31 protein-coding genes are annotated in these 22182 nt (G+C 55.9%); 14 read left to right on the top strand and 17 right to left on the bottom strand.

Annotation, left to right across the window (positions count from 1 at the left end; genetic code table 11):
• Positions 1-66 precede the first annotated feature (66 nt).
• Together azoR and LBF07_RS22810 are read left to right on the top strand one after the other, a co-directional pair.
• On the top strand, positions 67-672 hold the full coding sequence (gene azoR / locus LBF07_RS22815) for an FMN-dependent NADH-azoreductase (RefSeq protein ID WP_008502313.1): 606 nt from the start codon (positions 67-69) through the stop codon (positions 670-672).
• Between the two features lie 89 nt (positions 673-761).
• Positions 762-1448, top strand: a complete 687-nt coding sequence (locus LBF07_RS22810; protein WP_033145469.1) for an RluA family pseudouridine synthase — start codon at positions 762-764, stop codon at positions 1446-1448.
• Between the two features lie 7 nt (positions 1449-1455).
• Here LBF07_RS22810 and LBF07_RS22805 read toward each other — a convergent pair whose 3' ends face one another.
• Positions 1456-1995, bottom strand: a complete 540-nt coding sequence (locus tag LBF07_RS22805) for a DUF2058 domain-containing protein (protein ID WP_023311631.1) — start codon at positions 1993-1995, stop codon at positions 1456-1458.
• Between the two features lie 268 nt (positions 1996-2263).
• Between LBF07_RS22805 and LBF07_RS22800 the strand changes: the two genes are divergently transcribed.
• From LBF07_RS22800 to LBF07_RS22780, 5 genes are all read left to right on the top strand, one after another.
• Positions 2264-2785, top strand: coding sequence for a DUF2778 domain-containing protein (locus LBF07_RS22800; protein WP_094935250.1), 522 nt, complete (start codon positions 2264-2266; stop codon positions 2783-2785).
• Positions 2760-3035: a hypothetical protein gene (locus LBF07_RS22795; protein WP_072196664.1), complete on the top strand. Its 276-nt coding sequence runs from the start codon at positions 2760-2762 to the stop codon at positions 3033-3035. Before LBF07_RS22800 ends, LBF07_RS22795 begins: the two co-directional genes overlap by 26 nt.
• 3 nt (positions 3036-3038) lie before the next feature.
• Entirely contained in the window at positions 3039-3530 is a 492-nt protein-coding gene (locus tag LBF07_RS22790) for a type VI secretion system tube protein TssD (protein ID WP_023311629.1), read from the top strand.
• Between the two features lie 175 nt (positions 3531-3705).
• Complete coding sequence (locus LBF07_RS22785) at positions 3706-4680, top strand: DUF1852 domain-containing protein (protein WP_045142958.1); 975 nt, start codon at positions 3706-3708, stop codon at positions 4678-4680.
• A 23-nt stretch (positions 4681-4703) separates the two neighbouring features.
• A complete protein-coding gene (locus tag LBF07_RS22780) occupies positions 4704-5732 on the top strand; it encodes a methionine synthase (RefSeq protein ID WP_094935249.1) in 1029 nt (342 codons plus the stop codon).
• A 4-nt stretch (positions 5733-5736) separates the two neighbouring features.
• Here the strand turns inward: LBF07_RS22780 and LBF07_RS22775 are convergent, their stop codons facing one another.
• Positions 5737-6669 (bottom strand): LysR family transcriptional regulator, encoded by a 933-nt coding sequence (locus tag LBF07_RS22775; RefSeq protein ID WP_048981087.1) that lies wholly within the window; start codon positions 6667-6669, stop codon positions 5737-5739.
• A 95-nt stretch (positions 6670-6764) separates the two neighbouring features.
• Here LBF07_RS22775 and LBF07_RS22770 point away from each other — a divergent pair, with 95 nt between their 5' ends.
• Positions 6765-7199 carry a DMT family transporter gene (locus LBF07_RS22770; RefSeq protein WP_032657293.1) on the top strand — a complete coding sequence of 145 codons (435 nt, stop codon included), beginning with the start codon at positions 6765-6767 and terminating at the stop codon, positions 7197-7199.
• 4 nt (positions 7200-7203) lie between these two features.
• A complete protein-coding gene (locus tag LBF07_RS22765) occupies positions 7204-7662 on the top strand; it encodes a DMT family transporter (protein WP_094935248.1) in 459 nt (152 codons plus the stop codon).
• A gap of 423 nt (positions 7663-8085) precedes the next feature.
• On the opposite strand, the gene LBF07_RS22760 is transcribed toward LBF07_RS22765, so the two are convergent.
• Genes LBF07_RS22760 through LBF07_RS22725 form a run of 8 tightly spaced genes read right to left on the bottom strand, consistent with a single transcriptional unit; the run spans position 8086 to position 13957 of the window.
• Complete coding sequence (locus tag LBF07_RS22760) at positions 8086-8610, bottom strand: DUF3833 domain-containing protein (protein ID WP_094935247.1); 525 nt, start codon at positions 8608-8610, stop codon at positions 8086-8088.
• Entirely contained in the window at positions 8607-9131 is a 525-nt protein-coding gene (locus LBF07_RS22755) for a hypothetical protein (RefSeq protein WP_094935246.1), read from the bottom strand. Before LBF07_RS22755 ends, LBF07_RS22760 begins: the two co-directional genes overlap by 4 nt.
• Positions 9128-9613, bottom strand: a complete 486-nt coding sequence (locus LBF07_RS22750) for a DUF2878 domain-containing protein (protein ID WP_094935245.1) — start codon at positions 9611-9613, stop codon at positions 9128-9130. Before LBF07_RS22750 ends, LBF07_RS22755 begins: the two co-directional genes overlap by 4 nt.
• Complete coding sequence (locus LBF07_RS22745) at positions 9610-10830, bottom strand: cyclopropane-fatty-acyl-phospholipid synthase family protein (RefSeq protein WP_094935244.1); 1221 nt, start codon at positions 10828-10830, stop codon at positions 9610-9612. Before LBF07_RS22745 ends, LBF07_RS22750 begins: the two co-directional genes overlap by 4 nt.
• Positions 10827-11549: a DUF1365 domain-containing protein gene (locus LBF07_RS22740; protein ID WP_087822525.1), complete on the bottom strand. Its 723-nt coding sequence runs from the start codon at positions 11547-11549 to the stop codon at positions 10827-10829. The genes LBF07_RS22745 and LBF07_RS22740 overlap by 4 nt, the downstream gene beginning before the upstream one ends.
• A gap of 1 nt (position 11550) precedes the next feature.
• Positions 11551-12810: an NAD(P)/FAD-dependent oxidoreductase gene (locus LBF07_RS22735; RefSeq protein ID WP_094935243.1), complete on the bottom strand. Its 1260-nt coding sequence runs from the start codon at positions 12808-12810 to the stop codon at positions 11551-11553.
• Positions 12807-13526 carry an SDR family NAD(P)-dependent oxidoreductase gene (locus tag LBF07_RS22730; protein ID WP_094935242.1) on the bottom strand — a complete coding sequence of 240 codons (720 nt, stop codon included), beginning with the start codon at positions 13524-13526 and terminating at the stop codon, positions 12807-12809. Before LBF07_RS22730 ends, LBF07_RS22735 begins: the two co-directional genes overlap by 4 nt.
• A complete protein-coding gene (locus LBF07_RS22725) occupies positions 13523-13957 on the bottom strand; it encodes a nuclear transport factor 2 family protein (RefSeq protein WP_094935241.1) in 435 nt (144 codons plus the stop codon). Before LBF07_RS22725 ends, LBF07_RS22730 begins: the two co-directional genes overlap by 4 nt.
• Positions 13958-14213: 256 nt before the next feature.
• Between LBF07_RS22725 and LBF07_RS22720 the strand changes: the two genes are divergently transcribed.
• Both LBF07_RS22720 and LBF07_RS22715 read left to right on the top strand, forming a co-directional pair.
• A complete protein-coding gene (locus LBF07_RS22720; protein WP_023311615.1) occupies positions 14214-14411 on the top strand; it encodes a hypothetical protein in 198 nt (65 codons plus the stop codon).
• A gap of 1 nt (position 14412) precedes the next feature.
• The gene (locus LBF07_RS22715; protein ID WP_032657321.1) at positions 14413-15201 is read left to right on the top strand and encodes a hypothetical protein; all 789 of its coding nucleotides are present in this window, start codon (positions 14413-14415) and stop codon (positions 15199-15201) included.
• Here the strand turns inward: LBF07_RS22715 and LBF07_RS22710 are convergent.
• The 3 genes from LBF07_RS22710 to LBF07_RS22700 all read right to left on the bottom strand — a co-directional run bounded on the left by LBF07_RS22710 (position 15182) and on the right by LBF07_RS22700 (position 16522).
• Positions 15182-15694, bottom strand: a complete 513-nt coding sequence (locus LBF07_RS22710; RefSeq protein ID WP_094935240.1) for a GNAT family N-acetyltransferase — start codon at positions 15692-15694, stop codon at positions 15182-15184. The genes LBF07_RS22715 and LBF07_RS22710 overlap by 20 nt on opposite strands.
• Positions 15695-15712: 18 nt before the next feature.
• Complete coding sequence (locus tag LBF07_RS22705) at positions 15713-16117, bottom strand: VOC family protein (protein WP_032639272.1); 405 nt, start codon at positions 16115-16117, stop codon at positions 15713-15715.
• A 66-nt stretch (positions 16118-16183) separates the two neighbouring features.
• A complete protein-coding gene (locus LBF07_RS22700; RefSeq protein ID WP_094935239.1) occupies positions 16184-16522 on the bottom strand; it encodes a helix-turn-helix domain-containing protein in 339 nt (112 codons plus the stop codon).
• Between the two features lie 90 nt (positions 16523-16612).
• Here LBF07_RS22700 and LBF07_RS22695 point away from each other — a divergent pair, with 90 nt between their 5' ends.
• Entirely contained in the window at positions 16613-17392 is a 780-nt protein-coding gene (locus tag LBF07_RS22695) for an SDR family oxidoreductase (RefSeq protein WP_033145455.1), read from the top strand.
• A gap of 51 nt (positions 17393-17443) precedes the next feature.
• Here the strand turns inward: LBF07_RS22695 and LBF07_RS22690 are convergent, their stop codons facing one another.
• Complete coding sequence (locus LBF07_RS22690) at positions 17444-18022, bottom strand: TetR/AcrR family transcriptional regulator (protein WP_094935238.1); 579 nt, start codon at positions 18020-18022, stop codon at positions 17444-17446.
• A gap of 103 nt (positions 18023-18125) precedes the next feature.
• Here LBF07_RS22690 and LBF07_RS22685 point away from each other — a divergent pair, with 103 nt between their 5' ends.
• Positions 18126-18593, top strand: a complete 468-nt coding sequence (locus LBF07_RS22685) for a DUF1348 family protein (protein WP_023311608.1) — start codon at positions 18126-18128, stop codon at positions 18591-18593.
• Positions 18594-18632: 39 nt separating this feature from the next.
• Here the strand turns inward: LBF07_RS22685 and LBF07_RS22680 are convergent, their stop codons facing one another.
• From LBF07_RS22680 to LBF07_RS22670, 3 genes are all read right to left on the bottom strand, one after another.
• On the bottom strand, positions 18633-19172 hold the full coding sequence (locus LBF07_RS22680; protein WP_094935237.1) for an ester cyclase: 540 nt from the start codon (positions 19170-19172) through the stop codon (positions 18633-18635).
• A 63-nt stretch (positions 19173-19235) separates the two neighbouring features.
• On the bottom strand, positions 19236-19955 hold the full coding sequence (locus LBF07_RS22675) for an SDR family oxidoreductase (protein WP_112778034.1): 720 nt from the start codon (positions 19953-19955) through the stop codon (positions 19236-19238).
• Positions 19952-21067 carry an alkene reductase gene (locus LBF07_RS22670; RefSeq protein WP_094935235.1) on the bottom strand — a complete coding sequence of 372 codons (1116 nt, stop codon included), beginning with the start codon at positions 21065-21067 and terminating at the stop codon, positions 19952-19954. Before LBF07_RS22670 ends, LBF07_RS22675 begins: the two co-directional genes overlap by 4 nt.
• Positions 21068-21166: 99 nt before the next feature.
• On the opposite strand from LBF07_RS22670, the gene LBF07_RS22665 reads away from it, so the two are divergent.
• Positions 21167-22078, top strand: coding sequence for a LysR family transcriptional regulator (locus LBF07_RS22665; protein WP_048977860.1), 912 nt, complete (start codon positions 21167-21169; stop codon positions 22076-22078).
• The last annotated feature ends 104 nt before the right edge of the window (positions 22079-22182 follow it).

The following is a 22182-nucleotide window of genomic DNA, read 5'->3' as shown; positions in this document are numbered from 1 at the left end:
GTGAATAGAGTGTCAACAAGCAACGGGGCAACCCCCTTCAATCAAATGCAACAACAGGAATCACCCATGAGCAAAGTATTAGTTTTGAAATCCAGTATTCTGGCAGGGTACTCTCAGTCTGGTCAGCTGTCTGATTACTTCGTTGAACAGTGGCGTGAACAGCATTCCGCTGACGAAATCACCGTGCGTGACCTGGCTGCAAACCCAATTCCTGTGCTGGACGGCGAGCTGGTTGGCGCGCTGCGCCCAAGCGATGCACCGCTGTCTCCACGTCAGCAGGAAGCCCTGGCCCTGTCCGACGAGCTGATTGCTGAGCTGCAGGCGCACGACGTTATCGTCATCAACGCCCCAATGTACAACTTCAACATCCCTACCCAGCTGAAGAACTACTTCGACCTGGTGGCGCGCGCTGGCGTAACCTTCCGTTACACCGAGAACGGCCCTGAAGGTCTGGTGAAAGGTAAACGTGCAATCGTACTGACCAGCCGTGGCGGTATCCATAAAGACACCCCAACCGACCTGGTTGCGCCGTACCTGAGCCTGTTCCTGGGCTTCATCGGCATCACTGACGTGAACTTCGTGTTCGCTGAAGGTATCGCTTACGGTCCGGAAGTGGCGACCAAAGCGCAGACCGATGCGAAAGCCGCCATCGACAGCCTGGTAGCAGCCTAAGATTTTGCCCTCTCACCGCCTGGTGGGAGGGTTTTTCTTTTCCCCGCATTTCGTTATCATCCGCTCCCACTCTCCAGCCGGGCGGCCTGATGTCTGCGATTATTGATTCTTTTATTGCCCCACCGTGTCACGACGACATTCAGATCCTCTGGCAGGATGAACATCTGCTGCTGATCGATAAGCCTTCCGGTCTGCTCAGCCTCTCGGGCAAAAATCCGCAAAACCTTGATTCCGTCCATTATCGTCTGGTCCAGACGTTCCCCGGCTGCACGCTGGTACACCGTCTGGATTTCGGCACGTCCGGGCTGATGGTGGTTGCGCGCAATAAGGCCATCAACGCGGCGCTGTGCCAGCAATTCAGCCAGCGCAGCGTGGAGAAGGTCTACAGCGCCCTGCTTTGCGGCCATGTGGAAAACGACGAGGGAATAATAGACGCGCCGATTGCCAAAGACCCGGCGCTGTTTCCGCTGATGTCGATTTGCGCCATCAACGGAAAACCCGCCCGCTCCCGCTATCGGGTGGTGGAACGGTTTTATCAGGGTACGGGACTGCCGTTAACGCGGGTGATACTTACGCCGGAGACCGGGCGAACCCATCAGCTGCGTATTCACTGTCAGCAGCTGGGGCACCCGATTCTGGGCTGCGATCTGTATGGCGGTCTTGAAGCGCCGGGGGCTGAGAAAACGCCCCGGCTGATGCTGCATGCAAGCGAACTGAATTTTATTCATCCCGTGAGCGGAGAGCCGGTTAACGCCCGTCACGCCGCCCCGTTCTGAAGGCGGTTTACCACATCAAATCGTCAGGGATTTTGAAGTCCGCGTACGGATCGTCTTCGTCCTGCTCTTCCTGACTTAGCGCGCTGTTTAACACGATGCTGTCGGCATCGCGCTGGGCAATTTTATCGGCCACCACCGCCGGAATAATCGCGTATTCACAGTCGCCGCTGGCGTTGATGACCAGACGGGCAATCGCCAGACGGCCATTAATCAGCTGAGCCTGGGTTTGCTTGTCGACGTCGATTTTTTTGATCAGATTGCCGTCGGTGAAGTTAAAGGTGATATTACCTTTCGCCACGGTGATGCGGTTCATCTCAATCAGCTGCTTCACCTGCGCTTTAAACTCTTTCGCCAGCACGGCCTGCTTCTGCTGCTCGCTCAGCAGCTTGTCGCGCTCGATCTGCGCTTTCTTGTTCTCTTCTACCGCTTCCCGAGCCTCGCGCGCCTGAACGCGTGATTTCTTTGCCGTGCGCTGCACTTTCGCCGCTTTTTTGCTGCTGACCAGGCCCGCTTTCAGCATCTGCTCTTGTAAGGTGAGTTTTGTCATGATTGTTTCTAAACCGGTTGGAAATTTTGGGGATTATAGCGGGAATTGCGGAGCGTGTGCCAGAGAAGTAGGCATGGCGCTTTGTCGCATGGGCCTTGTTTATTATTTATTCAGCGTTTACTAACGTTACAGCCGCAAGAGTGATTAAAAATTGTCAGGTCATTTTCTTAAAAAAAATCAGCAACTCATAAATATGATGTGAGTTGAATATCTGTACCGGCTTCAGGCGTAGGCTGCTTTTCTCTTATTAAAAGAGTAAGGAGAAAATATGGCCTTAAAAGGAACAATGCTGCTTAACGATGCTGACTATGCGCCTTTTAACCTGCACGGCGTTGGTGTGTTTATGGCCCATTCCGGGCAGGGAATTTACAGAAACAATGGATTTTGTGGTGCTGTTAAAGGCTCAGGTCCAATTCCCCCTGGGAAATACTGGATTGTTGACAGAGGGACTGGAGGTTTCTTTTCAGGTTTAAAAGCGAAGGTTCAGGATCGGTGGAACAAGGTTAGATCCGGGGCAGAATTTGGCCGCGATGAGTGGTTTGCTTTATACAAGGATGACTGGGGTATCGATGATGGCACCTGGATTGATAACGTCTATCGGGGTTTGTTTCGGCTGCATCCGGGTACGCTATCTGAGGGATGTATCACGATTGCCCATGATTCTGATTACGCATTGATCCGCAATGCTCTGATGAGTACGGAACTTATTCAGGTTCCCTGTATGCGTTCACTGATGGCACGCGGCTGGGTTGAGGTGATTGAAAGTGGCTACACCAACACTTGTCCGTAAATGGGGCATCAGGCTATTCAAAACGGTTTGGTTTCTATGCATCAGCATTATAGTAGGCCGCATATTGGGACCCGCTGAACGCTATCTTGATCATGATGTGGCCTCATCTATATGTGATTTTATTTATGGCGACGTGAATGCTGAAACAATATATGACACATATACCAATATCGATATTTTAATCGTACTGACCCTCGCCACGGTTATTTATCGCTTAACAACACTGCTACTCAAGAAAATAAGGAAATAAAGAATGCCAATTCCTCCCTACATGTGGCTAAAAGACGATGGTGGAGCAGATATTAAAGGTTCCGTTGATGTTCAGGACCGTGAAGGTAGCATTGAAATCATAGGGCTGAGTCATGGCCTTAACCTACCGGTAGACAGCGCTAACGGCAAGATCACCGGCACGCGTCAACACTCATCCATGCGGATTGAAAAGGAAGTTGATAGCTCCACGCCGTATCTCTATAAAGCAGCCTCTACCGGTCAGGCGCTTAAAAGCGCTGAAATCAAGTTCTATCATATCAATGATGCCGGACAGGAAGTCTGTTATTATACCGTCTTGATGGAGAACGTAAAGGTTACGGGTGTTAACTGCAGCGTGCCGAACGTGAAGATCGCTGCCAACAATAAAATGAACCATGTTGAAAGCGTAAGTCTGCAGTACGAAAAAATCACCTGGCGCATTGTCGACGGCAACATCATGCACAGTGACGCCTGGAACGAACGTCCTACAGCATAACGCTAAGGGGCGCGATGCCCCTTACTCTTCCTATCCCAGCATGTGCGCGCAACACTGTTCATGAACTTCGCTCATGTTGCATTGAAATTAAGTCACTTCCCCTGCGCCGCGGGCTCAGGCATAAATTATGCATCGGTAACTTCTTAGCAACATGAACTTAGGATGCATAACCACAATGAGCAAAGCTTTCACATATACCCTTAAGCGCAGTTGCTTCGATGAGAATTACAACCCGTCAGAAAATACGCGTACGACCACCAACTTTGCCAACCTGGCGCGCGGGGAAAAGCGTCAGGAAAACCTGCGCAATACGCTGGTGATGATCAACAACCGTTTTAACGCCCTGGCGCGCTGGGATAACCCAAACGCCGATCGCTACGCGGTTGAGCTGGAAATCATCTCTGTCGACTTGAACATTGGCGCGGAAAAACCGTTCCCGGCCATTGAGATATTGCAAACCACGATTGTCGACAAAAAAAATAACCTGCGTATCCCTGGCATCGTCGGGAATAACTTCTCTTCTTACGTGCGGGATTATGATTTCAGCGTGCGCCTGCTGGAACACAACAAGAACCAGCAGCACTTCAGCATTCCGGAAAAGTTTGGCGAACTGCACGGCAATATTTTCCGCCACTTTGTCAATTCGCCGGAATACAAAGAAAACTTCAGCAAGGGTCCGGTGATCTGCCTGAGCGTCTCCAGCAAAGACACCTATCGCCGCAACGGTAACCAGCACCCGGTACTGGGCATTGAATATCAGCCGGATGGCGAGTCGCTAACGGAACAGTACTTCGCGAAGATGGGCCTGCAGGTTCGCTATTTCATGCCGGAAAACAGCGTGGCGCCTTTCGCGTTCTTCTTTACCGGGGATTTGCTGAGTGACTACACCGATCTGGAGCTGATTGCCACCATCAGCACGATGGAGACGTTCCAGAAAATCTATCGCCCGGAAATTTATAACGCAAACTCGGCGGCGGGACTGTGCTACCGACCGGATCTGAACCAGCAGGATCACTCCTTAACCAAAATTGTTTATGACCGGGAAGAGCGTAGCCGACTGGCGATTGAACAGGGTCGCTTTACCGAAGCGTACTTTATTAAGCCTTACCAACACATTCTTGAGCAGTGGTCTGATAACTACACGCTTTAATTCATCAAAAAAGGTCTTTTATTATGAAAACATTGCTCCCGACTTCTACGGCTGGCAGCCTGCCTAAGCCGACCTGGCTTGCACAACCTGAAACGCTGTGGTCACCCTGGAAATTACAGGATCAGGAACTCCTGGCGGGTAAACAGGACGCGCTGCGCCTGTCTCTGGATGAGCAGATCCGCGCGGGTATCGATATCGTCAGCGACGGAGAACAGACCCGCCAGCACTTCGTCACCACCTTTATTGAACACCTGAGCGGCGTGGATTTTGAAAATCGCCAGACGGTGCGCATTCGTAACCGCTACGACGCCAGCGTGCCGACCGTGGTTTCAGCCGTTGCGCGTCAGAAGCCGGTATTCGTGGAAGATGCGAAATACCTGCGTCAGCTCACGGACAAGCCGATCAAATGGGCCCTGCCCGGGCCGATGACCATGATCGACACCCTTTACGACGCGCACTATAAAAGCCGCGAAAAGCTGGCCTGGGAATTCGCCAAAATCCTCAATCAGGAAGCGCGTGAGTTAGAGGCCGCGGGCGTGGATATTATCCAGTTTGATGAACCGGCATTTAACGTCTTTTTTGACGAGGTGAACGACTGGGGTATCGCCGCGCTGGAGCGCGCCATTGAAGGGCTGAAGTGCGAAACCGCGGTACACATCTGCTACGGCTACGGCATCAAAGCCAATACCGACTGGAAAAAGACGCTCGGCTCAGAGTGGCGCCAGTACGAAGAGGCCTTCCCTAAGCTGCAGACCTCTAATATCGACATTATCTCCCTGGAGTGCCACAACTCCCGCGTGCCGATGGATCTGCTGGAGCTGATCCGCGGTAAAAAGGTGATGGTCGGCGCGATTGATGTGGCAACCAACGCCGTTGAAACGCCGGAGGAAGTCGCCGATACGCTGCGTAAAGCGCTGCAGTTCGTCGATGCCGACAAGCTTTACCCGTCAACCAACTGCGGCATGGCCCCGCTTTCACGCCAGGTGGCTAACGGCAAGCTGAAAGCGCTCTGCGCCGGCGCAGAGATTATCCGCAAGGAGCTCGGCGCGTAATCCCTTACGTTTGCCAGTAGAGCGGCGTGCCGAAAAACGCCACGTAATAATCAATCACCGCCCTGACGTTCAGGGGCGGATGACGTGCGTTAGGATAGATCGCCGCAATATTGAGTTGCTCCGTGTTGATGGCGCACGCCATTTCCGGCAAAAGGGCGACCAGCTCCCCCCGCTTCAGCCTGTCGCCAATCAGCCAGTCCGGAAACAGGACGATCCCCATCCCGCCCAGCGCGGCAATAAGCAGCGATTCCGCATTATTGGACGTCATCAGCGGCGCGACGGGATAATGCACCCAATTCTCCCCTTTGCGCCGCACGAGCCAGCGGTTAGGCCCGGACGAACCGCGATAGACCAGACATTTGTGCTGGCTCAGTTCGGTCGGGTCGGCCGGGACGCCGTGCTGACGCAGATACGCGGGCGACGCGGCGAGGTGGTAGCGCTGCTGCCCAAAAACACGGGCGTGGAACGTCGAATCCGTCAGCGTGCCGATGCGGAAGATGAGATCGGCGGCATCCCGGTGCGGGTCGATAAAGTCATCGGTCAGCGTCAGCTCAATGGTTAACCGTGGATAACGCTCGGCCAGACCTGCCAGTCCGGGCGCAACGTGTCTCTGTCCAAAAAATACCGGCCCGTTTATGCGGACCGTGCCGGAGGGTTCGGTCGAACGTTCATCCAGCTCACGGCGCGCCTCTTCGAAGTTATCGACCATCGCCCGGGCATAGCGGATAAACAGATGCCCGCTTTCCGTGGGGATCACCGCACGGGTATTGCGATAGAACAGCTGCTGGCCGAGCGCGTCTTCAAGCTGATGAACAATGCGCGACACCTGCGAGGCGGATATTCCCTCTCGTCGCGCGACGACGGAAAAGTTCTGCGTTTCATAGACGGCAATAAACAGCAGCAGTGAGCGAAGGTTCATGCTTCCGGCATCTGACATTAATGCATTTCCTGCAAAGGTGTTTCCTGCATTATGGCATTTTTCTCACGGGTCTACCGACGTAATCTTCTTCGCCTGAAAACGGAGGAAGCGTAATGCAGTTTGTTTTGATTTTACTGGTGATTGCCGGCGGGATGGGCCTCTCCGTCGAGGCGGGGCTACTGGGGCCATTAGGGGGAGAAGTGGGCGATTTATGGGCGACGTTCAGCATTTTTGGCGTCGGCGCCGCGCTGACGTTTCTGCTGATGCTGTTTTTCAGCCCGCGTAACAGCCCGTCGTTTTTCGCCCAGCCCGGCTGGCAGCTGCTCGGCGGCGTGCTTGGCCCTGTTTACGTGGTCATTCTGACGATCGCCACGCCGACCATCGGCATCGCTCTGACGATGATTGGCATTCTGGCTGGTCAGGTTTTTAAAAGCCTGATCATTGATCACTTTGGCCTGCTGGGTACGCCGCACAGGAAGATAAACGCAAAACGTATCGTGGCGCTGGTTTTTATTATTGCGGCACTGGTTCTGGTCGCGCAGGGGTGATGATATGACGCTGATAATGATTCTTCTGGCCGTCTGCGGCGGTGCAACGCTGAGCATTCAGGCCGCGATTAACGGGCAGCTCGGCAGCAATGTCGGGGTATTTAAAAGCGCGTTTCTGACGTTTTCCGTCGGCGCGCTGATAACCGCCCTGCTCATTTTCTTCTTTGAACCGAAGCAGGCGGTCACGCTGCTGGACGTGCCGAAATGGCAGCTCATCGGGGCGATGTTCGGCGTGCCTTACATTGTGATCATGGTCGTGGCGGTGCAGCGCATCGGCACCGCCGTCGCCACGGTGGCGGTGATATTCGGCCAGCTCGCCATGAGTATGTTGATTGATAACTTTGGCTGGCTGGGGAATGCGGCCATTCCGTTCTCGACGAGTCGTCTGGGGGCGATTGTCTGCCTGGGGATAGCGCTTGTCTTTATTTACTCGGGTAGTAAAACCCGTTCTGCCGGGACATGACACCACACCTTGCGGACACAGCGTAGACACGAAACAGTTCCCTCGCCCCTTTGGGGAGAGGGTTAGGGTGAGGGGAACATAAGGCTGTAGTGGTGATTCCGTTCACTTTATGTTTCTTGCTACTCTGTTACGACATAACCTGTGAACGTGCCAGGGTGGCTCAGTCGCCACCACCCTGGCGACCCGGGCTCCCGGCGGTAAATCGCCGCTTCGCGGTCCCTTCGGCTTATTCCTTCCGGCTTATCGGGGACGGGCGGAGGTAACGTCCCTGTAAAGCCCGCCCTCTCGGCGCATCCATGCGCCTCGCCCCGGCCTGCAGGAAACGCCTCAGCGATTTACAGCCGGACCAGGTCATCGCTGCAAAATAATCATGTCATTTTAAAAAACCTGAATCGCTTCTGATTAAGAATTGAGTGGGATTCCTTATCCCTTGGTAAAGAACAGCGTCACCGTGGCGACGGTGACGCCAAATTTCTTCATCTCGGTTTTATTAAACAGATGCGTCTCATCCTGCAAATACATCCAGTCGTCGAAGTTCAGTAGCCAGGTGCTGCCGTTGGCCTTCACGTTCATGCTGTAATGCCAGTTAAAGGCGTTGCCTGCAGCCTGCCCCGTGTCAACCCCTTCAATATCCCCTGCCGTTCCCTCGTAGCGATCGTTCCCCACGCGGCGTATATGCCAGACCCGCTGCTGCTTCTCGCCATCGTCGTAGACAAAGTGCTCGTTGAGCGTCAGCGTATCGCCGATAACGTCTCCGGAAATCTCAACGTGGAAACGGCGGATCTGCTTGCCGCTGCGATCCTGCACCATCCCCCACGCTTCGGTTTTTCCCTGGAAGTAGTGAAAGATATCAAGCCGCGGCTGCTGCTGGCGATACTCGGCCACCTCAGTGCTACAGCCCGCCAGCAGCATTGTGAATGCCAGCGCCATCATCAGGATACGTTTCATTTTTGGCCTCCGATTAACTGCTGACGCAGCTCAGGATATTGCGTGCGGGGATCGAGCCAGATGGCCAGAAAACGGGTGCTGAACGCTTCCGACTGGCGCGGTCCGAGTGGAATAAAGGATGTTTGCGCCGCTGACGCGCGATACCAGAACTGCCCCTGCTTATCGTTGAGAACAAACGCCAGCTGTGAGCCCGGGCGGACATCCGGCCACAGCGACTGGAGCATCCGCAGCCAGGCTTCGCTTTGCGGCTCCTGGGCCAGGATCCCCTGCGCCTGCCACTGGTCGCGGGTCGCCTCAACCAGTTCATCGCGATCGATGTCGCGCGCATAGGTAATAATCAGCGCCTGATCCTGATTATCCCGGCTATAACGGCCATCCGGGGTGCGCAGCTGGGAGGTGTAGACGGTGAAAGGTCCCCAGGTGAGCGTGGCGTCACCCACCTTCCGCCAGGCAAGCCAGTCGGCGGACTGGGCAACAGGAACAACCAGCGTCAGCCAAAGCAGCAAAACCACAGATCTCATTTTTGTCTCCCCATCAGCAGGTGGAAAAACAGCATCAACACCAGCCAGCCCGGCGCCATCCAGCTGACGACGATAAAGGTCGGCTCCAGAAAAGTGATGCCCCCCAGCCGCTCGCCGAACAGGTAGGCCACCGTTCCGCCCACGGCGGCCAGCAGGGTCAGCAGCCAGCCGGGTAGCGTGGTGGTGCGCGTCAGCTGCGTCCAGACCGTGGCGAACATCAGCCACAGTGCCACCATCCATAACGGCATCAGGGACTCGCCCGTAAAGGCAATCAGCCCGGTCAGGGCCCAGAGTGCATCCAGCAAACTGCCCGCCGCGGCCAGCCCAATGGCGTAAAAACGGTAAGCAGGCGGCAAGAGCAGGCACGCCAGGATCGCCAGCGCAAGCCAGATAATCAGGCCCTGTTCGCGAAAGAGCACCACCAGCGCCCAGTAGAGATCGAACGCGACGGCGAGCAGGAAGACCTGAAGGTAACGTCTCATACGCGCTCGGCGGTCAGCTGCACCACGCTGATGGTGCGAGCGTTAAACCCGGCCTCACAGTAGCCAAAGTAGTACAGCCACATGCGGCGGAACCGTTCATCGAAGCCGAGCTTTTCAATCTCCTGCCAGGCGTGGACAAAGCGCTGCCGCCAGTGGGCCAGCGTGCGGGCGTAGTCGGGACCCATGTCGAAAAGATTGCGCACCACGAAATCGGTGTGGCGCGTCATCAGCTCGTTCATCGCGGTGATGCTCGGCAAGAATCCGCCCGGGAAAATGTAGCGCTGGATAAAATCGACGCTTTTGCTGTAGTCACGATAGCGCTGGTCCTGAATGGTAATGGCCTGAATCGCCATCCGTCCTCCGGGGCGCAGCCGCGCCTGGCAGGTGCGGAAGAACGTGGGCAGATAGCGTTGCCCGACGGCTTCAATCATCTCGATTGAGACCAGCTTGTCGTACTGCCCGGTGAGGTCGCGATAGTCGCAGAGCAGTACCTCAACGCGATCCTGCAACCCGGCGCGGGCGATCCGCTCGGTCGCCCAGCTATATTGCTCCTGCGACAGCGTGGTGGTCGTCACCCGACAGCCGTAATGACGGGCCGCGTATTCCGCCATCGCGCCCCAGCCGGTGCCTATTTCCAGCAGGTGGTCACCCGGGCTTAGCGCCAGCTGGTCACACAGGCGCGCCATTTTGGCCCGCTGAGCCGCCGTCAGATCCTGCTCGTCACCAGTAAACAGCGCGCTGGAATAGAGCAGCTCTTTATCCAGAAAATGGGCATAAAAGGTATTGCCCAGATCGTAATGGGCGGCAATATTTTCGCGCGCCTGCATGCGGGAGTTACGCCGCGTCCAGTGGCGTATCCGCTCCAGCGGCCTGCCGAGCAGACGGAACCCGTTTTCCAGACGGCCAAGCACCTCGCCGTTGAGCGCCAGCAGCTCCAGAAGCGGCGTGAGGTGTGCAGTTTCCCATTCGCCGTCCATCCAGGCTTCTGCCGCAGCAAGGCTCCCGCCTGTTAACACGCGCCAGTAGACGCCGGGCGTGAGGATCTGCACGTCGGCGTGCAGCGCGGAGGATGTCTCGCCAAAATGAAAGGTCTGCGCCCCTTCACGCAGCGTGAGCGAGCCGCCGCGGATACCGCTTAACAGACGAAACAGCAGCCATCGTGCGATGCGGACGTTGCGCGGAATATCGGGTTCTAACGCAAAGACGGGATCGGTCATGAGCGTTCACTCCTGCTGACGGGATGGTTATACAGCGGCACGCGCTTGAGCCACAGGCGCAGCGCCTGCCAGTAAATGGCAAAAACGGTTTTCAGGGTCATGAGCGGAATGCGCAGCAACAGCGAGCGCAGCGCGGGGCGCGTCAAAGGCTCCCGGCGCAGCGCCAGCGTGGCGTCAAAAACCTTCGCTTCCTGATGATTTTCAATGTGCATATGCAGCGTGTTATCCGGGTCGTTAAAGCGCCAGTGGTAGATCATGTCCATCGGGTTGAAGGGGGAAACGTGAAACGCTTTTTCCGTCGGCTGCGCATCCTGTCCGTTGACGGCATAGTAATGACGTTCATTCCACGGCGTGTTGCGGACCTCCGCCAGCACCCAGCGCAGCGTTCCCTTCCCGTCGTAGCAGTAGTAAAAGTTGACCGGATTGAAATGAAAGCCGAAATAGCGCAGCTGCGTCAGGAGCATCACCCGCCCGTCCGGACGTTCCCCGGTCAGGCTCTCCAGCCTGCTGAGCACGTTCTCTTTAAGCGGCGTGCCGAGCGGATAGTCCGCGTCGTGGAACGAGGCGCCGGCAAAGCGATTGCGCCGCACGCCGACTGACGGCAGCAGCGGCAGTTCATCGAGATCCAGCCAGGCCATAAAGACGCTGTAGCTGAATTCATGGGTTTTCGGCTGAAGGCGGCGGTGGCGTAATACGCCGTGGTAGAGGCAGCTGTTCATCTCAGTTCCCCTCTCCGGCCGCTATCGCGTTGACCACGTCCAGCGCGCTGCGCACGCCATCTTCATGAAAGCCGTTGTACCACCAGGCACCGCAGTACCAGCTCCGGTTATGACCGTTGATCTCGCCGCGCCGCGCCTGCGCCCGCCAGCTTTGAGGGTTAAACAGCGGATGTTCATAGACAAAGCGTTGCAGAACGAAGCGTTCATCAACCGGCGCGTCCGGGTTGAGGGTGACGCAGAACAGCGGACTACCCTCAGGCAGCCCCTGCAGGATGTTCATGTTGTAGGTGACGCAGGCGCTGGCCTGTTCCTGCGCGCTCAGGCGGTAGTTCCAGCTGGCCCACGCGCGCCGCCGCTCCGGCAGCCAGCGCGGATCGCTGTGTAAAACGACCTCGTTGCGCTGCCAGCCGATATCGCCCAGCACCTCGCGCTCTGCGGGCGTCGGGTCATCAAGCATCGCCAGGGCGCTGGCGGAGTGGCAGGCAAAAATCACCCGATCGAAGGTATGGCTGCCGTTTTCAAGCTGGAGCGTAACCCCGTGCTCGTGGCGGCTCACCCGCTGCACCGGAGAATTGAGATGCAGATTCAGACGGTCGCCCAGCTTGTCGAGCATGGCGCGGATATACTCCCGCGACCCGCCCGACACCACGTACCACTGCGGGCGCTGGGTGATATCCAGCAGCCCGTGGTTCTGGAAGAAACGTAAGAAAAGCGGCAGCGGGAAACGCTTCATCTCCTGCAGCGACGAGGACCAGATGGCGGCCCCCATCGGCAGAATGTAGTGGCGCGCAAAAAACGGCGTGAAGCCGTGCTGTTCCAGAAACGTTTGCAGCGTGGCGTTCGGGTCCACCTCCCCGTCCAGCGCCTGTTTCGCCAGACGATTGAAGCGGACGATCTCCCCGAGCAGCCGCCAGAATGCCGGATTCACCAGGTTTCGGCGCTGGGCAAACAGCGACGTCAGGGTGTGTCCGTTGTACTCCAGCCCCGTCGCCGGGTTGTGCACCGAAAAGCTCATCTGCGTTTTTTGTCCGCTGATGCCCAGCTCGCTGAGGAGGCCCATAAAGCGCGGATAGGTGCGATCGTTGTAAACGATAAACCCGGTATCGATCGCGTAGGTGCCCTGTGGCGTCGAGACGTCAACCGTTGCGGTATGGCCGCCGGGCGTGGCGTCCGCTTCAAACAGGGTCACCTGATGGTGCCCGGCCAGGCGCCAGGCGCAGGTCAGCCCGGCGATGCCGCTGCCGATAATCGCAACGTTCATGAACGCACCATCCTGCGCAGCAGCGCGCGCTGAAGAAACGCAGGCAGCCCGGAGAGCAACCGCAAAATAAAGCCAAACCCGTCAGGAAACGCGATATGCATTTTCCCTGCCGCCAGCCCGGTACGGATCGCCTTGACCGCCTCGTCGACGCTCACCCTGCCCGGCATGGCAAAATCGTTTTTGCGCGTCAGCGGCGTATCAACAAAGCCCGGCGAGACCACCGTGACGGCAATTCCTTTTGGCTCCCAGTCCAGGCGCAAACTCTCGGCAAACCAGCTCAGGGCCGCTTTGGACGCGCCGTAGGCTTCTGCCCGTGGGAAAGGTAGCCAGTGGGCCATGGAACTCACCAGCACTACGCGGTTGCCAGCCGTCAGCTGGGGCTGCAGCGCGTCAAGACAGTTCACCGGGCCGAGGAAATTTGTCGCCATAACCCGCTCCACCAGCGCCGCATCCACCACGCCTCCATCGAGATATTCGCAGGTACCGGCGCAGAGAATAATCAGATCGGCGTAGCTGCCGGTCAGCGCCTGGCGACAGGCATCCCTGTCTGTCATATCGAACAGGCGAACGGTGAGATTGGGGCAGGTCTGATGCAACGCGTCGAGGCGCGCCGGATCGCGTCCGCAGGCAATCACGTGGTAGCCGTCTGCGGCAAAGGATTTCGCCAGCCCGGCGCCAATGCCCGAGCTTGCACCGGTGATCAGCACCGTTTTCATGATTTGACCCTCCGCTTCACGCCGCGTACCGCCCAGCCCAGCAGAGGAAGGTGTTCGTAGATCATCTCTCCCGCATCGTAGTAGTCGCGCTGGTGCGTGATGAGATCGTTTTCCGTGTCCAGCACCGAACATCCCGGCAGTTCGAGCGGCTCTCCCCCGGCAATGCGCGGATGCGACCAGTGCATTACCCAGGTCACAGCAAACCGGTTCCCGCTGCACAGCGGCGTATCGATGGTAAAACGGCAATGCTCGACGTTGGCCAGCAGATGGGTGAAATAGCGCTGAAGCGCGAAAATCCCGTCATGCTCGCCAAACGGATCGATAAGCGTGGCATTCGAATGGTAAAGCCCCACCAGCGCGGACGGCGGCTGGCTATCCAGTGCGGCGTAGTACTCAACAAACCGACTCACGACAGAGGGCATAGTGCTCATGGGTCACATCCTGGCTGTAAACAACGTGGCGTAATCGCATAATTAAAACTTACACAATTACCGTTATTTGTCCAAGTTTGTGATAATTTATTTTTTATTTCAGAAATATATCAATAACTTAAAAACAGGCAAAAGAGTGAATTCTGTAGTCCGGGTAAGGCGTAGCCGCCACCCGACTTTAACTTTCAGGATTTCCTTAAGGCAAACTCGCCAGTCTTCTTCCAGGCTTATCCTTTTTATTCATAAGGATGCCTGCATGAAACGTTTCTTTCTCTCCCTATTCTCAAGCCCGGAATCCTTACTGCAGGTGATGAGCCAGCAGGAAATCATAGAAGCCGTCGAAGATGGCGATCGCATCATTATCGACCAGGACGGGAACGCCTCGGTGAACTACAAAAGCAACGAGGTGCGGCAGGATTTTCTGCGTCACGTCAATATGCTGAAGAGGGCCTGATATGGGAACGGCGATATTTATGGTGCTGATGGTATGCGGGTACTGGTACACCAGCCGCGACCTGTCGACACGCTTTAAAATCAAGCGCTCCTTTGGCTGGGACGTCTATTTTCTTGTGGCGCTGTACGGCTGTATTTTCGTTCTGCAGGGCGTGATTGCCACCGGTCTGCTCTGGCTGCTCCTGCTCGCTCTTTCTGCAGCCAACAACGCTTTTCACTTTGCCTCGCCGAAATATACCGACTGGCAAATCGACTTTATGAACTGGAGCTTTTTAGGCATTCAGGCGCCGGTGGTCGTGATGCTGGCGTTTGCCATCCTGTTTTGCCTCTACCGCTCTAACTGGGCAGGCAGCGCCAGGCTGGACGGCGAAAGCCGGAAAAAGCTCTACAAACGTCTGGCGCAGTCGAGCGGTATTGAACAGCTGCTGTATCAGTGTATGGAGCAAGGGGAACTGGCGCAGGTCACGCTGCGGTCGAGGCGGATTTACGTCGGCATGATCCACACCGCGACGCTGGAATATGAAAAAACGGCCAATATCGTGCTGATCCCGATGTTAAGCGGGTACAGAGATGCGAAGACGATGAACTTTCGCATCGAGAATAACTACAGCAAGTGGTATGCGGAGCATGACATCACGCTCGACTCCGAACCCCGCAGCGCCATGTCATTCCGGAAGGTGATTTTACTCAATCAGATTGAGAGCCTCTCGCTGTTCGATCCCGCCAGCGCCAGCGCGCTATCGCTGGCACAGCGCGACGAGAGCTCTCGTTCTAAAGAGACATCCCCATAATCCTGATTATGCTCTGCTGTGAAGCGGTTTCGAAAAGGACGTTCTTAACGCAGAGCATGCCCTGCTTCTGGTAGAACCGGTACGCTCCCGCATTCTGCTCAAGCACTTCCAGCCAGAGATAGTCTTTTCCCCTGCTCCGGGCCATGTCGGTGATGCTGTTGAACATCACCTGGCCATAGTTCTTGCCGGTCTCGGCGGGATCGAGGTAGAGCTTGTTGAGGAGAACGCCCTTCTTGTCCGTTTCCGGGAGCAGGGCTTCCCAGGTCACTTTCATAAATCCCACTGGCCGATCGGTCTCGGCAACATACCAGGAAACAGCGTTCTCTTTCAGGCTCTGTTCAAGTACGGAAAGCGCGTACTCGCCGTCCAGAAAAACCTTCATCTCTGCGTCTGACACCCACAGATGCTGAAAATGGGCGGGATAGATTCGGTATCCCAGCTCGCTTAAGAGCGTGGCATCGGCACGGGTGGCCTGTCGAATTCGAAACGTCATGGAAAGTCTCCCTGGTAATCACCCGCGTTGGGCATTTTGGTAGAGATCCCAGCGGTTGCCGTAAATATCTTCAAACACCACTACCGTACCGTACTCTTCCTCACGAGGTTCTTCGCAGAAATGGACGCCCTTGTCTTTCATGGCACGGTAATCGCGCCAGAAATCGTCCGTCTGAAGGAAGAGGAAAACTCTGCCGCCGCATTGATTGCCGATAAAGCTTTCCTGCCTCTCGTTAGAAGCGCGAGCCAGCAAAATGTTGCAGTCACTTTCCGGGTTGGGTGAGACGACCACCCAGCGTTTACCCGGTTGAGGCGTATCCTCTACGAGGGTAAACCCCAGCTTGTCGGTGTAGTATTCAATGGCGCGATCGTAGTCATCAACCACAATAGCCACGCAGCCAAGGCATCGCTTCTGTGTTCTCATTTTTCGTTTCCTTTGCATGAATGGGTACGGGCACGCTATCCCATTGCAGCGTGCTGGCCGCCGGATTTACTGGCTTGCGTAAGCCTCGCGCTTTTCTGCCCATTTCAGCATGGCATCAAGCGCCGGACATAATGCCTGCCCCCAATCGGTGAGGCGATACTCCACTTTCGGTGGCACTTGCGGGTAGACCATCCGAGAAACGATACCATCGGATTCAAGTTGCCTGAGCTGCTGCGCCAGCATCTTCTGGGAAATACCGGGGATCAGTTTTTCGAAATCTGAGTAGCGCTGCACTTTTCCGTCGAAAAGATGAAAAAGAATAATTAATTTCCAGCGGCCTTCCAGCAGCCGTAACACTTTCTCCACGCCGCTCGCGGCAGATTCCGGACTATATAACTTACTCATAATTCAGTAGCTCACTTTTTCGTGCGTACTTGTCAATTTCTCAGTCTATGTTGAATATACCTGTACTGTAAATAACGGGAGTGCAAGGTCATGTCATTAGATATTGATTTTAAAGGCAAACGCGTGCTTGTTACCGCTGGCACGAAAGGGCTCGGAAAAGCGGTCGTCGGGCTTTTAAAACAGCTCGGTGCAACGGTATTCACCACTGCGCGCCACGAGCCGGACGTAGATGTCGCAGATACTTTCGTCGCCGCTGACCTTACGACGGTCGCTGGATGTGCCGCTGTCGCATCTGCGGTTCAGGAGCAGATGGGAGGCGTCGACGTGATTATCCATGTTGCGGGCGGTTCAACCTCACCCGGTGGCGGTTTTGCTGCGCTTGGCGAAGAAGAGTGGCAGCAGGAGCTCAATCTTAATTTGTTGCCTGCAGTACGCTTAGATCGCGCCCTGCTTCCCGGAATGCTCGCGCAGGGAAATGGGGTGATTATTCACGTGACGTCTATTCAGCGCGAGCTGCCGTTACCGGAATCAACAACGGGTTATGCGGCGGCTAAAGCAGCCCTCTCAACCTACAGTAAAAGCCTTTCAAAGGAAGTCTCACCGAAGGGCGTTCGGGTGGTGCGCGTTGCGCCCGGCTGGATCGAAACTGAAGCGGCGGTTGCACTGGCGGAGAGGCTGGCAAAGCAGGCAGGTACAGACTACGAAGGCGGCAAGCAGATCATTATGAAGGCGCTAGGTGGAATACCGCTCGGACGCCCTGCCAGACCGATAGAGGTGGCCAACCTCATCGTCTTCCTCGCTTCATCGCATGCTGCGAGTATCACCGGTACTGAATTTGTGATTGATGGCGGCACCATTCCCACAGTGTAACGCGGGTGCTTAATCGGCTCGGTGCGAGAGTTGATTAAGCACCGGGGAATATCACCGATCGGACAGTTTCTCCAGGCCCTTTTTTAACGCATGTCTTACCGTTTCTGAATCCATACCCATCTGTGCATGAATAATTGCGCCGTCAATGAGCAGCATGATTTCATTGACGACGCGCTCATCAGCACTCTTCGTCAGCAAGGCAATAATTTTCTTTGTTTCTGATTTATGACTGCGGCATATCTCTTTTATTTCGTTTTCAATATCTTCCGATTTCGCCTCTGCGCTGGCGTTAATAAACGCGCAGCCGTGGAACTCGGGCGAAATAAACCATTCGTAAAGCGTTGCGGATATCGCATCAGCAGGTATTTCGCCTTCATCGAGATGTCGACGCAGCGTGGTCTCAAACCAGTTAATCCATATTTCATGCCGGTAGTTCAAATAGGCAAGAATAAGCAAGCTCTTACTCGGGAAATGGCGATAGAACGTCACCTTGGTCACTTTAGACGCTTTAATCAGCGTATCCACCCCCGTCGCCCTGAAGCCCGTGGAATAAAACAGATCGTGCGCCGTGAGTAATATCTTATCTCTGACGCTAATTTTAGTATCGTTGTCTGCGGGTTCTGTTTTCACTTTTGGGTAGCCTCTAAAATAATGTTGACAGCGTTATTTTACAGGCATAGATTACCGCAAGTAGACAGACCTGTCTACATAATATAACACTGAGGTAATCGCCATGAACACACGTCCTCCTTTACCGCCCTTCACTCGTGAAAGCGCCATCGAAAAAGTCAGACTGGCAGAAGATGGCTGGAACAGCCGCGACCCGGCGAAAGTCGCGCTTGCCTATACGCTGGATACCCAATGGCGTAACCGCGCAGAGTTCGCCACCAACCGTGAAGAAGCCCAGGCGTTTCTGGAGCGGAAATGGAAAAAAGAGCTGGACTATCGTCTGATTAAAGAGCTCTGGGCATTTACGGAGAACCGGATCGCGGTGCGCTATGCCTATGAATGGCATGATGATTCCGGCAACTGGTTCCGCTCTTACGGCAATGAAAACTGGGAGTTTGAGCCGGACGGGCTGATGAAGCGCCGCTTTGCCTGCGTAAACGATATGCCGATCAAAGCCTCTGAGCGTCTGTTCCACTGGCCGCTGGGCAGACGCCCGGACGATCACCCTTCGCTGAGCGATCTTGGCTTATAGGATTTTTGCATCACTCCGGGCCGCCCCGGAGTGATGAATTTACAGCGCGCCCAGCTGTTTCATCAGCGTCAGGTTGTCCTCAATATGCCAGTTAGCCACAATTTTACCGTCAGCAATCTTATAAAGATCCGTGGCGATGAAATCTATTTTCTGCCCCTGTCCTTTCAGCTTGCCAAATGTTCCGGTGAACGTGCCGTGAAAATGTAAATGCGAAACCACGCGATCGCCTGAAATAATCATTTGCTCAACGTCACAGCGCAAATCAGGCACGGCTGCGCGAAACGCGCGGGACGCTAAAATAGCGCCTTCCGGCCCCTGCCTACGCCCTTTCGGAGGCGTTTTATCAATAAAACCTGCCGCCAGGGCATCACGCGCCAGGGTTTCATTACCCGTGTTCCAGAATGAAGCATATTCTCTGGCGGCGGCTTCATTCACCTTTAATTGCGCCTGCGGCAGGCTGTTGTCCACTATAAGCTGTTTCGGCTGCAGCCATTCCCCCTGCGCGGAAATCGCATTGCCCGACAGACCTGCAAAAATAACCATCGCTACCGCCGAATGAAAATACGTCGAATATTTCATGATATCTCTCAATAGAGTATTACATTCCCGCAGACGATTTCCTGCGGTTCAAATCAGAAAGGGTCAGTTAATTAACGCCCCGCCTTCAATATCAATGACCGACCCCGTGACAAAGGGATTATCAATGGCGAAAAGATATCCTTGCGCGACGTTCTCCGCCCTTCCCCAGGCTTTGGCTGGCAGGGTTTCCGCCGCGGCAGCGAGCATTTTTTCCCGCGCGGCGGCGTCCATGCCCGCATACGCTTCCGTGTCGGTCAGCCCCGGACTCACGACGTTGACGCGCAGCGGTGAAAGCTCTTTCGCCAGCACTTTTGTCGCGGCCTCGATGGCGGCATTCATCGTCGTTTTAACAATGGCGCCCGCCACGGTGCGACGCGCCACGAACCCGCTGGTGAACGTCAGCGTACCGCCGGGGGCGATGTTCCCGCTGAGATAGCGGGCGACATTGATGCTTCCCCAGAATTTCGTATCAAAAGCCAGCCTTGCCGCGCGGAGATCCAGCCCGGAAAGAAGCCCTCCCGGTGCCTGTGAACCCGCCGTAACGACAATATTATTGACCTCACCCAGCGTTTCACCGAGTGCGACAAGCTCTGCCTCACGGCTGATATCCAGCACGAGGGTATGAACAGACGCGGCGTGGGCGCTCAGCCGTTGCCGCGCAGCGTCCAGCTTCGCGCCGTCGCGGCCCGCGAGAATAATCTCCTCGCCGCGCCCGGCAAGCAGGCTGCCCACGGCGAAACCGATGCCGGAAGCGCCGCCGATAATTAAGGTTTTACGGGTCATAACATCTTCTCCTGCAGGGTGTAAATGGGGTAATCGGTATATCCCGTCGCGGTGCCGCCAAACAGCGTGGCGGGATCGCGCACCTGAGCCAGAGGCAGCTGGTGCGCCAGCCGGTGGGGTAAATCCGGGTTGGCAATAAACGTCCGTCCGAAGGCAATCAAATCGGCATAGCCGGCAGCGAGGATCTTCTCCGCTTTTTCAAGGTCATAGTTCCCCGCGACGATAAGGGTTCCGCTAAACGTCTCGCGAAGCGATTGCCGGAACGGCTCAGGCACCTGCGGCGCATCGTCCCAGTCGGCTTCCGCCAGGTGGATGAACGCAATCCCTTCTTGTTCACACCAGGCCGCGAGAGCGAGTATGACTTCCGTCACCTTCGGATCGTTCATCCCGCGCTGGGTAATAAACGGGGAAAGGCGAATGCCCGTACGCTCGCGGCCAATGGCCTCGGCAATGGCGCTTAGCACCTCCTGAGCAAAGCGGATCCGGTTCGCCAGCGTGCCGCCGTACTCGTCCGTGCGTTTGTTGGAGGTTTGACGAAGAAACTGGTCGATCAGATAGCCGTTTCCGCCGTGAACCTCCACGCCGTCAAACCCGGCCTGAACGGCATTCAGTGCCGCCTGACGATAGTCCGCGATGATGCTGTGAATGTCCTTGCGCGAGAGGGTTCTCGGCTGCGGACAGTCAACCATTTGGCCTTCCCCCTTTTCATTCACCACCCACACCTGCGCGTCCGGCGCCAGTGCTGACGGGGCGACGGGCTGACCATCCTGATGAAAGCTGGCGTGCGACATTCGCCCGACGTGCCAGAGCTGCGAAAAAATCACCCCGCCCGCCTGATGCACGGCGCCCGTGGTGAGCTGCCATCCTGAAACCTGCTCAGGCGAATGGATGCCGGGCGTCCAGGAGTATCCCTGGCCCTGAGGCGAAATCTGCGTGGCTTCCGTGATGATTAATCCGGCGCTGGCCCGCTGCCGGTAATACTCCGCCATCAGCGCCGAGGGAATATTTCCCGGCTGAAGGGAGCGCGCGCGGGTCATCGGCGCCATGACGATACGGTTTTTCAGGTCCTGCTGACCCAGCCTGTAGCGTTCAAAAAGTGAGGTACGTTGCATGTTTTCATCCCTTATGGTTTGGATGAAATCACTTTACAGTCGGCATCTGATTTTGATAATTACGCTAAAATAAGATGCACTTTTCGGAATATATGAATAATGGGTAAACTCGAAGACATGGCGTTACTGGTGGAAGTTGCCGAGGCTGGCGGTCTTTCTGCCGCCGGGCGACGCCTGTCGCTTTCCCCCGCCACCATGACGGCCAGGCTGAAAGCGATTGAGGAGCGTTACCAGACGCGCCTGTTTCACCGCTCAACGCGATCCATCACGCTGACCCGCGCCGGGGAAGAGTTTTACCATGCCGCGCTGCGCGTGCTGGAAGAGGTGCATCACGCCGAGTCGTTACTGACGCAAAAGGAAGGCGTGCTCAGCGGCAACATTCGCCTTTCTGCACCCTCGGACTTTGGCAGACAGTATCTCAGCCCCGCCGTCGTGGAATTCTCCCGACGCCATCCCGACGTTAAATTTTTCATCTCGTTAAGAGAACACGTTGAGGACCTGGTCGCTAACCGGCTGGATATGAGCGTGCGTTTTGGCAACCTGCCGGACAGCAGCCTTGTCGTCAGAAACATCCGCCCGAACCATCGGGTGCTGGTCGCCTCCGGGGAGTATCTTAACGAACGCGGCATCCCCGCCACGTTTGCCGATTTAGCTCAGCACCGGTGCCTGGCGCTTGAGTCTCAGGGCGTGGTGATGAACGAATGGCGCTTTGAAAAAGATGGCGATGAAAGCGTCGTTCGCGTAGAGCCAGCCATGGTGTGCGACGACGGGGCTTTGCTTCGTCAGTGGGCTCTCAGCGGGGCTGGCATCGCGGGGAAATCGTGGTGGGACGTCAAAGACGATGTTGAAACCGGAAGGCTCACGGTACTGTTTGCCGACAGCTTCACCGGCTTTAGCCGATACGATCGCAAAGATGTCGGCCTGCAGCTTGTTTACCCCCAGCGCAAACTGCAGCCGCTTCAGGTCACGGCGTTTAGCCAGTTTTTTCTCGACTGGCTAAAAAAACAGTAAAATTAAATCGCGTCAGGCATCTGCGGTTAATTTCTCGCCAAAATAAGAGATGGCGCGCATTTCGGTGACAACCTCAGGACTACTCTGTGTGCGGTTTTCAGGAG

Origin of the sequence: Enterobacter cloacae complex sp. ECL352 (assembly GCF_020149545.1) — a bacterium.
Lineage (GTDB): Bacteria > Pseudomonadota > Gammaproteobacteria > Enterobacterales > Enterobacteriaceae > Enterobacter > Enterobacter asburiae_B.
This window is presented reverse-complemented; position numbering and strand designations above follow the sequence as displayed.